This is a genomic window from Paenibacillus sp. 01T47, assembly GCF_056398245.1.
Map to the genome: position 1 here is coordinate 63,773 of NZ_JBFTPA010000012.1, position 14,550 is coordinate 78,322.

Annotated in this window: 11 protein-coding genes; all 11 read left to right on the forward strand. The window is 47.8% G+C overall.

Features of this window, described 5'->3' with window-relative positions; translation table 11 throughout:
• Window position 1: 1 nt before the first annotated feature.
• A complete protein-coding gene (gene thiE, locus AC1DOV_RS21880; RefSeq protein ID WP_477551062.1) occupies window positions 2-856 on the forward strand; it encodes a thiamine phosphate synthase in 855 nt (284 codons plus the stop codon).
• A 5-nt stretch (window positions 857-861) separates the two neighbouring features.
• On the forward strand, window positions 862-1,680 hold the full coding sequence (locus AC1DOV_RS21885) for a thiazole synthase (RefSeq protein ID WP_441885417.1): 819 nt from the start codon (window positions 862-864) through the stop codon (window positions 1,678-1,680).
• Window positions 1,680-2,828, forward strand: a complete 1,149-nt coding sequence (gene thiO / locus AC1DOV_RS21890) for a glycine oxidase ThiO (RefSeq protein WP_477551063.1) — start codon at window positions 1,680-1,682, stop codon at window positions 2,826-2,828. The genes AC1DOV_RS21885 and thiO overlap by 1 nt, the downstream gene beginning before the upstream one ends.
• A gap of 186 nt (window positions 2,829-3,014) precedes the next feature.
• Window positions 3,015-4,055 carry a FecCD family ABC transporter permease gene (locus AC1DOV_RS21895; RefSeq protein WP_339204068.1) on the forward strand — a complete coding sequence of 347 codons (1,041 nt, stop codon included), beginning with the start codon at window positions 3,015-3,017 and terminating at the stop codon, window positions 4,053-4,055.
• A gap of 2 nt (window positions 4,056-4,057) precedes the next feature.
• The gene (locus AC1DOV_RS21900) at window positions 4,058-5,089 is read left to right on the forward strand and encodes a FecCD family ABC transporter permease (protein ID WP_477551064.1); all 1,032 of its coding nucleotides are present in this window, start codon (window positions 4,058-4,060) and stop codon (window positions 5,087-5,089) included.
• A gap of 159 nt (window positions 5,090-5,248) precedes the next feature.
• Window positions 5,249-11,626: a WIAG-tail domain gene (locus AC1DOV_RS21905; protein ID WP_477551065.1), complete on the forward strand. Its 6,378-nt coding sequence runs from the start codon at window positions 5,249-5,251 to the stop codon at window positions 11,624-11,626.
• A 213-nt stretch (window positions 11,627-11,839) separates the two neighbouring features.
• Complete coding sequence (locus tag AC1DOV_RS21910) at window positions 11,840-13,228, forward strand: glycosyltransferase family 2 protein (protein WP_477551066.1); 1,389 nt, start codon at window positions 11,840-11,842, stop codon at window positions 13,226-13,228.
• Between the two features lie 64 nt (window positions 13,229-13,292).
• Window positions 13,293-13,583 carry a nucleoside-diphosphate sugar epimerase gene (locus tag AC1DOV_RS21915; protein ID WP_076270251.1) on the forward strand — a complete coding sequence of 97 codons (291 nt, stop codon included), beginning with the start codon at window positions 13,293-13,295 and terminating at the stop codon, window positions 13,581-13,583.
• Between the two features lie 27 nt (window positions 13,584-13,610).
• Window positions 13,611-13,955 (forward strand): alpha-helical endospore appendage domain-containing protein, encoded by a 345-nt coding sequence (locus tag AC1DOV_RS21920; protein ID WP_477551067.1) that lies wholly within the window; start codon window positions 13,611-13,613, stop codon window positions 13,953-13,955.
• The gene (locus AC1DOV_RS21925; RefSeq protein ID WP_477551068.1) at window positions 13,955-14,269 is read left to right on the forward strand and encodes a hypothetical protein; all 315 of its coding nucleotides are present in this window, start codon (window positions 13,955-13,957) and stop codon (window positions 14,267-14,269) included. The genes AC1DOV_RS21920 and AC1DOV_RS21925 overlap by 1 nt, the downstream gene beginning before the upstream one ends.
• Complete coding sequence (locus tag AC1DOV_RS21930) at window positions 14,256-14,501, forward strand: hypothetical protein (RefSeq protein WP_441886803.1); 246 nt, start codon at window positions 14,256-14,258, stop codon at window positions 14,499-14,501. The genes AC1DOV_RS21925 and AC1DOV_RS21930 overlap by 14 nt, the downstream gene beginning before the upstream one ends.
• Window positions 14,502-14,550 lie beyond the last annotated feature (49 nt).

Genomic DNA, 14,550 nt, shown 5'->3' on the forward strand with positions numbered 1-14,550 from the left:
AATGAGTAGACAAGGCTGGCGGAACTTCAAGCTCTACGCCATTACAGCAAAATCTAATCACCCTGGCAGATCAGTCGTTGAAGTGATGGAGCAGGCGCTGATTGGCGGAGCTCAAATGGTTCAGCTTCGCAACAAAACGGGGACGAGGGAAGAGGTGCTTGAAGAGGCCAAAGCCCTTCGAATACTAACGCGAAAATATAAAGTGCCTCTTATCATTAATGATTATCCTGATCTTGTTCTTGAGACGGATGCTGACGGTGTTCATTTAGGTCAGGATGATATGCCAATTGCCAAAGCAAGAGAATGGCTTGGTACTGACCGCATAATTGGCATATCCACGCATAACCTGCAGCAAGCACTAGCTGCTGAACAGGAGGGAGCCGATTATATCGGCGTTGGGCCAGTGTATCCTACCGAAACAAAGCCGGGCCGTACGGCTGTTACTACGAGTTATGTCAGGGAAGCAGCGCATCATATATCGATACCGTTCGTGGCTATTGGAGGTATCACACTTGAAAATGTTGATGTCGTACTAGCGTCGGGAGCGACACGAATATGCGCAGTTTCAGCCATTGTTGGCCATAATGACCCGGCTAGTGTTTGTCAGGCTTTCTTAAAGAAAATCGATGCCCACCGTTCTGAATATGTTCCTCCCTTTAAGATAGTGAAGATTAATGGCCGCGAGGAGCAGACCAGCGCTAAAACAGTGGAGGAACTGGTCGTCCAGCTGGGACAACAACATAAAAAGCTCGTTATTGAGCTTAACGGTATGATCGTACAACGTGCAAGGTGGGCTGAAACTGAATTACTTGGCGGAAGCTCTATAGAACTTGTACATTTTGTTGGAGGGGGCTGAACATTTTGGGAAATTGGGATCATGAAGATACCCTTCTTATTGGAGGACATGCGCTGCGGTCGCGTTTTTTGTTCGGTACGGGGCGATTTCCAAGTCCTGCTGTTCTGCAACAAGCGCTTGAAGCGTCGGGCTCGGAGGTTATTACGTTCGCGGTTAGAAGGGTTAATCTAGAGAGTGTGGAGGATGATTCGGTACTTCAACACTTTGAAGATAGACAAATGCAATATTTGCCGAATACATCTGGTGCAAGAACAGCGGAGGAGGCTGTTCGAATCGCGCGTCTGGCTAGAGAAGCTGGGCTTGGCAACTGGATTAAGGTTGAAATCAGCGGAGACCATCGAACACTTCTGCCTGACCCTATAGAAACGCTGCGTGCTACGGAGCAGCTTGCGAACGAGGGTTTTATCGTTCTTCCTTATACATCCGATGACCCAATCCTATGCCGGAAATTAGAGGAAGCAGGAGCTTCAGCAATCATGCCTGGAGGATCGCCAATTGGATCCGGGCTCGGATTGCTCAATCCCTATAACCTCGGACTTATTGCGGAGCAGTCGAGGGTTCCAGTCATCATTGATGCGGGTATTGGATCGGCGAAGGATGCTGCGGAAGCGATGGAGCTGGGCGCGGACGGCATTTTGGCTAATACGCCTATCGCTAAGGCACAGGATCCAATTATGATGGCTCGCGCATTTCGATTAGCGATTGAAGCAGGGCGGCTGGCATGGCTGGCTGGCCGCATACCGAAAAAACGTTATGCATCTGCAAGCAGTGATTGGGCAGGTTCATTATTTGAAACAGGAGTTAGCGCAGGAGGGGAACAATAATGCCCCAATCGGTAATTATACTTGGAGGCGGCATTATTGGTTTGTCTTGTGCCTTCGAGTCGGCGCGTAGAGGCATTAACGTAACACTCATTGAGCCAAGCGCACTCGGAGGGCAAGCATCCGGCGCTGCGGCAGGCATGCTTGCTCCATTTTCAGAAAATACGGAGCAGCCCGATCAATTTTTTCAGCTGTGCCTAAGCAGTCACCGCAGCTACCCGGCGTGGATTAAAGCGATCGAGGAACAATCAGGCATGTCGACGGATTGGGTGCAGAGCGGCAGCATTAACGTTTTTATGCATGAAGCAGACGTCTTACCCATACAATCCAGATTGCAGTGGCAAAATGAATGGGGAGCCGAAGCTCAGCTTATTGATGCAGCTCAGCTTAGGAAGCTGGAGCCGAAGCTTGCTCATTCGGCAATTGCTGGCGTATTTACGCCAAGAGAGAGCCATGTGTACGCGCCAAAACTTGTTGCAGCGCTTGAAGAAGCTTGCCGGAGGTTAGGTGTCGTCATCCTATCCCATGCGGGTAAAATTGAAGAGGTTGCAGTTCAACAGAGCGGGGGAGCGTCTGTCCGAGCAGAAACGATGATCAAGAAGGTTCATGCTGATCGGCTAGTCGTCTGCGCGGGCGCTTGGTCGGGCGAATATGAACGATGGTTCGGACTTTCTGTTCCGATCCATCCCATTCGGGGCCAAATCTGTTCTTACGAGCATCAAGAAACTGAAGTTCGCCATATGATCTTCTCCAGTCAAGCCTATTGGGTCGGAAAAAGAAATGCTCGGCTCGTATGCGGTGCTTCTGAAGATGTTGCGGGCTTTGAGACGAGTGTGACAGAACGAGGCATCGGCCGCTTAATTCGCAGCAGCAATCAGCTTTTTCCATTTCTTAAAGGCAAAGAAACCGCGCATCGGTGGGCAGGCTTGCGTCCCGCAACGCGAGATGGAATGCCAATGCTTGGGCAAGTAGAGGGAATGCCAGCCGTTATTATGGCCGCAGGTCATTATCGCAACGGTATTTTGCTAAGTCCAATCACAGCTCATATTGTTGCTGATCTATTGGAAGAAAAACAGGGAGAACCGTCGATCAGCAGATTCTCTCCTAACCGCTTTACGACTATTGCTATGAGAGGAAGACTTTCTACTTGATAAGAAGCCGCATGAAGGCAGCACGATATATCTAAATTATTGCATTGAAAACATATGAAAAATCTGCTATATTGAAAACGAGAATCGTTATCAGTTGAGTGGGTTTTTTTTTATGTCTGGAAACAGACTTCCTTTATGAAGCATTTTTTATCAACCAAAGTATACATACAGAAGGGTAGTATTCAAATGTCTTCTCTATCAAGCAAGAAAGCGCTGGCAGGCACAAAGCTGCGCACACGGCCGCTAGTGGCTACGATTATTTTATTTGGCGGGTTTGCAGCACTCTTATTATCGCTCGCATTATCTATCTCCGTCGGTGCAGCAGATATCAGTCTCTCAACGGTGTGGGATGGTGTATTTCACTTCAATGAGGAAAACATTCAGCATCAAATTATTAAAGAGCTTCGTATGCCGCGTGCGTTAGCCGCTGCTTTGGTGGGAGCAGCTTTCGCTGTCGCAGGTTCTGTTATGCAAGGCATGACTAGAAACCCATTAGCAGACTCGAGCTTGCTTGGAATTAACGCAGGAGCAGGTTTTATGTTGGCGCTTTGCTTCGCTTTTTTCCCTTCGATATCTTATCTTGGACTTATGTTTGTGTGTTTTGCGGGTGCAGCAGTTGCAATGGGACTCGTATACGGAATCGGTTCATTAGCAAAAGGCGGCCTAACACCTGTGCGGCTTACACTGGCTGGTGCGGCTGTAGGGGCATTGCTGCTAGCTATAACAGAAGGCATAGCGATTTATTATAAAATTGGTCAGGATTTGGCTTTTTGGTATGCTGGCGGGGTAGCCGGAACGAAATGGCTGCAAATTCAAATTGTATGGCCATGGGTAGTTGGCGGACTGCTTGGCGCCATTGTGTTATCGCGCTCCATTACATTGTTAAGCTTAGGCGATGATGTTGCTGCAGGTCTTGGACAACGAACTGGTCTAGTTAAAGCAGCAGGCGTCATTATTGTCTTATTGCTGGCAGGTACCGCAGTTTCAGCGGTAGGCTCTATCGGTTTTGTAGGCTTGATTATTCCACATATCTCACGATTCCTTGTTGGTGTCGACTATAGATGGATCATTCCATGCTCGGCGGTTTTGGGAAGTTTACTTATGGTGCTGGCTGATATTGGCGGGCGATTGATTAATCCGCCTCAGGAAGTGGCTATCGGTATTATAATCGCGGTTATCGGCGTTCCGTTCTTCCTCTATCTTGTAACAAGAATGAAGGGAGAATAAGCATGAATACTTACTTTATTACCGAAACCGAACAGCGTAGAAGAAAACGCGCAGTCCTTGTAATGACTGTGCTTAGCGTACTTATTGTTTTATCCGTTATCATCAGTATGAACACAGGATTTATTCGCTTAGCGCCGCTTGACGTATTCAAAACGTTAATTGGATCGGGAACGGCTAAGCAGGAGCTAATTTTATTTGATTTCCGCTTGCCGCGGATTGTCATCTCTATATTAATTGGTGCAGGTTTTGCAGTATCGGGCTGTATTATACAAGGATTATCGCGCAACCCGCTTTCTGATCCAGGGCTGCTGGGTATAAACGCGGGCGCAGGGCTTGCAGTTATCTTGTTTATTTCTTTTTATCCGACGACGGAAAAGGGCTCTATTTTTTTGATGCCGTTTCTTGCATTAATCGGAGCATCGTTTACCGCATTGCTCATTTTTGTACTTTCGTATAAGAGACATCGAGGGTTATTGCCAACTCGGATGATATTGGTAGGTATCGCTGTAGCGGCGGGTATTAGCGCAGCAATGCAGCTTCTGATTTTGCGTCTAACCCCTGAGAAATATCAGTTTTTTGCAGTATGGATGGCCGGGAGCATTTGGGGAACGAACTGGAAGTATGTACTTGCACTGCTCCCATGGTTAATCGTTATTTTTCCAATCGTGCAATATAAGGCGAAAGCATTGAATACATTAAATTTAGGCGATCAATTGGCAGTTGGACTTGGAGCTCAAGTGAACAAGGAGCGGGCATTGCTGCTTGCTGCAGCGGTAGGCCTAGCTGGTTCTTGCGTTGCTGTCGGCGGGGGCATCGGATTTGTCGGACTCATAGCTCCTCACTTGGCAAGAAGACTTGTCGGTCCACAGCATCAAGTATTATTGCCAGCTTCAGCATTTGTAGGCGCGCTGCTCGTTATTGTGGCGGATACACTTGCCAGATGGGCATTCCAGCCAAACGAAATTCCAACAGGCATTGTTGTTGCTGTTATTGGAGCACCTTACTTCTTATACTTATTGTCCAGATCGAAATAGTTAAAACAGTTGAAACAGAAACCGCGGAGAGCAGCATGCTCCCGCGGTTTTTTGTTTGTTAAAAGCCGCATATGTACATTTGTCTGTACTCCTTGTAGCGAGCCCATGGGTACCTGCATATATTACCTATGACATTTCAGGTGGAAGAAGGAGAGGACTATGACAAAAAACAGAAAAGGGAAAAGCCCGAAGGGGCGAAAGCCGCTTTTTTATGTTGATAATCCGAATGCTTCCGAGTTAAAGTGGCTAGATGATTTGAACAGGAAGAAGGCCGCTGTTGCACAAGCACATGCAGCTAAAACATTGATTAAAAAAGAGGAAGAAGAGAAGGAGAAAGCGAGCATTAACGCACTCGCTCTCATCCTTGAGAATCCATCAGAGCAGATGGATTTGGCAGTTGTCACGGTGGAGGACTCTGAGGAGATTGAACAGTTAGAACAGCTTATTCAAGTGGAATTAGAGGAGCAAGCAGAACAGCTGGAACTAGAAGAGCAGCAGGAACAAGTGGGGCAAGTAGAACTGTTGGAGCAAGGGGAACAGCTGGAACAATCGGAACAATCGCAAGAAGAGCAGCAGGAGCAAGCAAGGCTGTTGGAGCTTGGGGAGCAGCTGGAACTAAATGAACAATCGGAACAATTGGAACAATCGCAAGGAGAAGAGCAGCAGGAGCAATTAGAGCATTTGGATACGATGGAACAGCTGCACCAGATTGAAGAGCAAGAGCAGCTCGCTGTCGAAGAGCTTGCCCAGCAGATTGCTCAGTTAAGCTTGGAAGAAAAGTTTGAGAAACTTGATGAGAAATTGGCACCGGAAGGTCCTCCAGCATTTATATACACGGATGATTTGGTAGACTTTTCGGTTACATCAGAGAAAATTGCACCTGGGTCGATCGATAGCAGCAAGCTGGCAGCAGGCAGCGTGCAGGCAAGTATGATTGCCGATTATTCCATTCAGACCATACATTTAGCTGACGGCACAATTAAATCCGCTAAAATTGCGAATGAATCGATTATGGGCGAGCATTTGGTAAACCACTCGATTACTGGAAACAAAATTTTGGATTATTCGATTTCTGGCAATAAGCTTCAAGATGGCAGCATCTCATCAGAGAAGCTTGCGGATCGTACGATCAGCATGGACAAAATTGCAGATGGGTCAATCGAATCCAGGCATTTGAAGTCATTGCTCATTACAACAGACCTGCTTGCCGATCAAGCCATTACTGGCGAGAAAATTAAAAGCGGAACGATCCGACCGGAAAATTTGGCTAATGAAGCCATTGACAACTCAAAGCTTTCTGAAGGAGCAGTGACACACTCCAAGCTTCGTGACTCAGCAGTTACGAGTGAGAAGATAGCCGCAGAAGCGATTGAAGCGGAGCATTTGAAGCCTGGATTGCTGCTATCTGAGCATGTCGCAGTTGGTATTATTCAGGGAAAGCATTTGGCACTCGGAGACATAGCCGCGGAACATCTAGCAGAAGGAGCAGTCGGAACAAGGGAATTGCAGCCAAGAGCGGTAAAAGCAGAACAATTAGCGGACGAATCGGTATCTTCATCTCATCTGCAAGCAGCGGCCGTTCTAAGCTCCCACATTGGAACAGGGCAAATAACAAGTGAGCACATCGCGGATCAGTCCATTAACTCTAGGAAGCTTGCGGATCAATCGGTATCCACCATTAAAATTGTTGATCATTCGATAACCATTTCCAAGCTTTCTGATCAATCCGTTAATGCTCAGAAGCTCGCGAATGACTCCGTTCACAGCCGTCATTTGGGCTCTGGAAGCATTACATCCGACAAAATTGCTGATGGGCAAATATTGCAGGCGCATCTGACAACAGATGCAGTAAACATGAAGCATATTGCAGCAAATGCAATTAAACGGGATCATTTGCAAAGCGGCATTGTTAATGAAGATAAAATCGCGCCATTATCCATTCGTGTTGACCATATTGGTATGGAGGCTGTTGGTACTACTCAATTAGCGGATGCTTCAATAACGCGAAGTAAGCTGGTTGATGGTGCTGTTGATAGTAAAGTCATAGCAAACTTTGCTATTGAATCCCGGCATCTTCAGGATGAATCGGTAACGTTTCAGAAGCTGGCTCCTGAAGTGTTAAGGTCGTATCATTTTACTAAGGGTGCCGTAACGGGTGAAGCGATTTCTTCTGAAGCAGTGAACGGCATGCATTTAAAATCGGAGATCATTGAAGGACGCCATCTCGCAAAGGATGCTGTAGATAACAAAAAGCTGCAAGACGGTTCAGTTACGAGCAGCAAGCTAACGAAAGGCGCTGTCACGGATCAAGCTATTGCTTCAGGTGCAGTTTTTTCGCATCATTTGGCAGATCATACTGTAAATTCATTAAAGCTTTCTCCTGAATCGGTTACGACGGATAAGCTGGCTGATTTAAGCGTCTCGACTGGCAAGCTCGCAGACGGAAGCGTATCGAGTGTCAAGATTGCGTCTCAAGCTATTATGCCAGGGCATCTCGGAGCCAATTTGATTGCTTCCCACCACATACAAGCAGAATCGATTCGCTCGACCCATATTGAAGCTAGTGCAATTGGAGCTGAACATTTGGCTGATCAATCGATCGGAAATGACCACCTTCAAGATGGTGTCATTACATCTGCTAAACTAGCTTACGGCGCTGTGCAATCAAAGCAGATAGCAAATGAAGCGGTGCTTAGCCGTCATTTGGGAAATGCATCCGTGCTTGGAATCCATTTGGGAGAAGGGTCGGTTCATGCCGCGCATTTGGCGGATGATTCGATTACGATTGAAAAGCTGACAGCAAACAGTATTGGACCAGCGCAATTGCAAAACGATTCCGTAGGTGCTGATGTCATAAGCAAAGGTGCTGTAGGTACGGATCATATCGCACCAGGAGCCATTACGTCGGGTAAAATAGCGGAATTGTCGATCGGCGCGAAGCAGCTTAAGCCAGAGTCGGTAAATGCAACGCATTTAACAATAAATAGTGTAAACGAACATGCATTGCAGGATGAGTCGGTGACGAGTGCAAAGCTGGCTCAAGATGCCGTCTCAAGCGAGCATGTACAGCTCGAATCACTTGCCGGCAAACATTTGAAATCCGATTCGATTCAAGGCTATCACGTTCGCAAGGGCACGATTACACTAGCTCATTTGGCTAATGATGTGCTTGTGTTTGATCGAATTGCTGACAATAGTATTTTGGGCAGAAAGCTTAAGGAAGGCTCTATCGACAGTAAGTTGTTGTCAGTCGACAGTGTGGGGACGGAGCAGCTGGCAGACGGAAGCGTGACGACGTCGAAGCTGAAGCTAGGTAGCGTAGGAAAGGATCAGTTGTCGGACGGAAGCGTAACGACATCGAAGCTGGTACTAGGCAGTGTAGGTTCGGAGCAGCTGGCGAATGAAAGTGTGACGACGGCGAAATTAGTACTAGGCAGCGTAGGCACGAAGCAGTTGTCGGACGGCAGTGTGACGACATCGAAGCTGGAACTTGGCAGTGTGGGTACGGAGCAGTTGGCGGACGGAAGTGTAACGTCGTCGAAGCTGGAGCTAGGCAGCATAGGCTCGGCGCAGTTGTCAGATGGTTGTGTGACAAAATCGAAGCTGGAGCTGCGCAGTGTAGGTACGGAGCAGTTGTCGGATCGCAGCGTGTCGACATCGAAGCTGGTACTTGGCAGCGTGGGTACGGATCAGTTGAAGGATGGCAGTGTAACGACATCGAAGCTAGAGCTTCTCAGTGTAGGTACGGAGCAGTTGGCAGACGGTAGTGTTACAAAATCGAAGCTGGTACTTGGCAGTGTAGGCTCGGAGCAGTTGTCGGATGGCAGTGTGACGACGAATAAGTTGGTACGTGGCAGCGTGGGTACGGATCAGTTGATGGATAGCAGTGTGACGACATCGAAGCTGGTACCTGGCAGCGTGAGTACGGAGCAGTTGTCGGATGGCAGTGTGACGACATCGAAGCTGGTACCTGGCAGTGTAGGCCCTGATCAGTTATCGGATGGCAGTGTGACGACGGCTAAGTTGGTACTAGGCAGTGTAGGTACGGATCAGTTGTCGGATGGCAGTGTGACGAAATCGAAGCTGGAGCTTCGCAGTGTAGGTACGGACCAGTTGTCGGATGGCAGTGTAACAAAATCGAAGTTGGTACTAGGCAGTGTAGGCTCGGATCAGTTGTCGAATGGCAGTGTGACGACGACGAAGTTGGTACTTGGCAGCGTGGGTACGGATCAATTGGCGGACGGCAGTGTAACAAAATCGAAGCTGGTACTAGGCAGTGTAGGCTCGGATCAGTTGTCGAATGGCAGTGTGACAACGACGAAGTTGGTGCTTGGCAGCGTGGGTACGGCTCAGTTGTCGGATGGCAGTGTGACGACATCGAAGCTTGAGCTAGGCAGCGTAGGTACAGATCAGTTGTCAGATGGAAGTGTAACTACAACAAAGATCGCGTTAGAGAGCATAGGTTCGGATCAGTTAATGGATGGAAGCGTGACTGCATGGAAACTAGCGTTTGGAAGCGTTGGATCAGAACAGCTGACTGACGGAAGTGTGACAACAGAGAAACTGGCGTATGGCAGCGTAGGTTCGAATCAGCTGATGGACGGAAGCGTGACATCAACGAAGCTGGCATTTGGCAGTGTAAATTCGGAACAGCTGACGGACGGCAGTGTGACGACATCGAAGCTGGCGTATGAAAGCATAGGTTCGGAGCAGCTAGCAGATGGCAGTGTGACAACATCGAAGCTGTCGTATGGAAGTATTGGTTTAGAACAACTGATGGATAGAAGTGTGACATCAGCAAAACTTGCGTATGGAAGCGTTGGTTCAGAACAACTGACGGATAGAAGTGTGACATCAGCGAAGCTTACGAATGGAAGTGTTGGATCAGAACAGCTGACTGACGGAAGTGTGACAACAGAGAAACTGGCGCTAGGCAGCATAGGTTCGAATCAGCTGATGGACGGAAGTGTGACATCAACGAAGCTGGCATTTGGCAGTGTAAATTCGGAACAGCTGACGGACGGAAGTGTGACGACTGCGAAGCTTGCGTATGGAAGCGTAGATTCAGAACAGCTGATGGGCGGAAGTGTAACATCATCAAAATTGGCATATGACAGTGTAGGTTCAGAGCACATGATAGACAGAAGCGTGACGACGACCAAGCTAGCATTTGACAGCGTAGGTATGGAACAGCTGATGGACGGAAGCGTGACATCCGCAAAGCTGGCGAATGGAAGTATAGGTTCAGAACAACTGACGGATAGAAGTGTGACATCAACAAAGCTTGCGTATGGAAGCGTAGGTTCAGAACAACTGACGGATAGAAGTGTGACATCAGCGAAGCTTACGCATGGAAGCGTAAGTTCAGAACAGTTGGCAGACGGAAGTGTGACTACATCGAAGCTGGCTTATGGCAGTGTAGATTCAGAACAGCTGATGGGCGGAAGCGTAACTTCATCGAAACTGGCGTATGATAGCATAGGTTCAGAGCACTTAATGGACGGAAGCGTGACAACGACGAAGCTAGGAATTGGCAGCGTAGGTGCGGAACAGCTGACGGACGGAAGCGTGACAACGACGAAGCTGGGAATTGGCAGCGTAGGAACGGAGCAGCTGACGGACGGAAGCGTGACAACGACGAAGCTGGGAATTGGCAGCGTAGGAACGGAACAGCTGACGGACGGAAGCGTGACAACGACGAAGCTTGCGTATGGAAGCGTAGGAACGGAGCAGCTGACGGACGGAAGCGTGACGACAACGAAGCTGGCGTTTGGCAGCGTAGGAACGGAGCAGCTGACGGACGGAAGCGTGACGACAACGAAGCTGGCATTTGGCAGCGTAGGTGCGGAACAGCTGACGGACGGAAGCGTGACAACGACGAAGCTGGGAATTGGCAGCGTAGGTGCGGAACAGCTGACGGACGGAAGCGTGACAACGACGAAGCTGGGAATTGGCAGCGTAGGAACGGAACAGCTGACGGACGGAAGCGTGACAACGACGAAGCTGGGAATTGGCAGCGTAGGTGCGGAACAGCTGACGGACGGAAGCGTGACAACGACGAAGCTGGGAATTGGCAGCGTAGGAACGGAACAAATTGTTCCGGGAAGCATTACTGCAGATTTGTTGGCACCTGGATTATTGCTGAGCAATAATGTAGAGGGTTCAGCTGCAACTCAAGTAGAGCAGGTTGCAGATGGCTCAATTACTGGAAGGCATATTCAAGAGCAATCCATTGGTCTTTCAGCACTGCGATTTGCACCTGTAATTACTAACGCGAGCCAAGGCATTGTAAAGCAGCAATTTGGGCTTGCGCCTTACAGCTTTGCTGTGCAAGCAGAACAAGTAGAGCTTATCATTCCATTTGATGAGCCTTATGTGGATAATTATTACGTGCTAACCGTAACGACTGACAACCCGGCCTGCTACGCTGTAGTTCATTCGAAAGCTGTGGATCATGCAGTTGTTCTCATCATTCGTACACGCATCAGTCAAGAGCCAGTTGGCCATCTCAACTGGATTTCTATCGGTAAAGGATAAGACGTATTAAAAAGGAGATTGCCTGTAGGTGCAAAATACCGAAGGCAGTCTCTTTTTATACACAATTATAAGACAACTCTAGCATTTTGTTGTCGCAGCATTTTATACACATTCCTTGATAAGCAGTACACTTGCCGTTGCAGATTTCTCTACAAAACATACTATATGATGTTGATGTAAAAAAGATCAAATGACGGATTGGAGAGGTTATCGATGAGACGCAAAAAAAGACCGGTCCGACGTCTCAAAAACAATGTTAGCTTGCGCAATACAGCGAAAAAAAGAGTAGAGAGATATAGGCTGGGTATGAATGAAGGCTATGAGGAAGGATTGAAAGCCGGCATTGAAAGCTATGATTCTTATTTCGAAGGAACTAGCATAATCATTCCCAGTCATAATGAGGTTGAATCGGTAAAAGCATGTGTCGAAGGCATTATGGATCATACCGATTTGCCTTATGAAATCATCGTTATAGATAATGGATCTTCAGATGGCACCGAGCATTATTTAAGACAACTAGACGGCCAAGTGAGGTATCGTATTTTAGCAAAATCGGCAGGCTTCACAGGTGCTGCAAATAAAGGTTTCATGATGGCGAAAGGGACGACTATTTTGCTGCTAAACAATGGGATGCGACCGACTGAAAATTGGCTCGACAATCTATTAATATGCTTGAATAGTGATGCTGGCATCGGAATGGTAGGCCCTGTCTCTATCGGACTGACTGGCAAACAAAAGATGGAATTTCATTATGTTGATTTGGAAGATATGCATGAACTTGCGAGATTAAATAATGCTAGTGATTCATCAAAATGGCATCAAACAGAGCGATTAGCTAGCAGATGCCTGCTCTTTCGGCGCGAGCTGCTGGAGAAAGTGGGCTTTCTCGATGAAGGCTGCCAAGAGTCGCCGTTTGAAGCAGAAGATTATGGCTTGCGAGTGAGATTGCAAGGATATTCATTGGTTTACGCGCGCGACGCCTACATTCATGCCGAACGAAATGATAAGGAGCTGGCGGAGTACAGCGCTAAAGAGTCCGAGGGGCTTGAATCCAAGCATTATTTTATGAACAAATGGAGCGGCTTGGATGAGAAGTTTTTGGACCGAGAGGGAACTGATTTTGAACGTCAAGCCAAGCTTCCTGAATGGGAAGCGGGCATTAGACCGAAGCTTGGGGAGTCGGTATTTTATCCGCAGCAAATGGTCGTAAAAGGTTTTGGAGAAACAATCTATTGGATAGAGGACAGCGTTAGACGGCCCATTCATGGATTATGGGAGCAGCCAGTTAAACGCGTATCTCAGCTTGACTTGTGTCGTTGGCCGATCGGTGAGCCTATCGAGGTGGATGTAGTCATTTCACGTAAAGGCTCGCTATGTTACGGTGATAGCAACGAACTCCAAAATGGCAGCATTTATACAAGTGAGAACGGAAGCAGCTTTTATCTTGAGAATGGCAAGAAACGTATTATTATGAGTAGGCTTGCTGCCGATGGCTGGGGCTTGCAGCCTGGACATAAAGAGAAGCTTTCCGAAGCAGAGTTTCGTATGATTCCCGACGGCTTGCCCTTGATCGCACCGATTACGCTTCGTCAAGCATTGTAACAAAAGGGAAGTATCCACTGCTGCGGAGCACGCATATGATGTAGGAGCAAGGAGGGAAAGTACGATGCAAGCTACAATTACGGAAATTATGCAGCATATGTCTCACGGCAATGTACAAATGGCACGAATGCTAGAAGCAGAACGGCATGTAACGGTTCGCTTATCCGAGATCGTGCAGGCGCTTCCAGACGAGCATCCGAATTTAGGAGGTTTATCTGGCATTCTGGAAAATACGCAAGCGGTGGGTCAGAATATCGTTGCATATTTGAATAGTATCGCAGATTTTCAAGAAACGATTGCTGCTCAGCTTACCTATGTTGTGCGTGAGCTTAAGGAAGCAGACGGGGAAGAATAGAGAGCAAATAAGGAGGTCTAGCTTGCAATGGATCGTGATCAAGCCTATATGCGAATGCTTAGCTCAACGGCTAATATGCAATGGAATATAGCAATTATGCTGGAAGCCAAAGCGGCTGAGGCAGAGAAGATGCGAGGCTGGATATGTAATCATGTGCATACCCACACCTTTAATTCGCACCAAACGCAGCTAGGCCAGTCTATTCAAATGCATGATCAGGTGATTGAGATGATCGATGGAATCGCGAAGCTTAATCAAGGGATCGTGTCTATTATGAAGGCTGTGCTGCAGCAAGAGGAAGAAATGTCAGAGAGCTATGGTGATTCATTATCTCCACTGGGCAAGGGCTTCACCTTTGGTGACAAAAACTGATGGAGATCTTGGGATCTGAACGTGAGGCAAGAGCGGCTTTTTTAGCCTCGCTTGCTAGAAGCCAAGGCGCGCTTGCCCGTATATTAGAAAGTATCGCTGATGTGTCTGATGCTTCACAAGGAACAGTTAAGCTCCTCCGGGACAATGTAAGATCGCTTACCGAACTACAGGAAACGATTGCTGAATCGGTAACAAGCCTTGCTTGGCATAGACGGGTAAAACGGAAGGGTAATCCAACGAAGCCATGGCTACAGCCTGAGCTGCCTATCTATGGCGTTCATTGGTCAGGGGGAGAGGGGATTGTTGAACAATAAGAGCAAAACAAGGAAAAGTGAAAGTGCACGAAGCCCTCGCAAACGGACAGCAAGAAGAAATACGACAAGCAAAAAAACACTACAACGTAGAAAACAAGTACCGAGGAAACGATTTGCCCATAAGGAAACCGAACGAGCTGGACTTGGGCAAACCTTTAATGATGGCTATAACACAGGGTTTGCAACGGGTTTTGAAGATGGACACCAAGCAGCATACGAGAGTCAACCCTAAATGGCTGTAGAAAAACAGCCCTCTACACCATCGGTTCCAAGCGGAATCT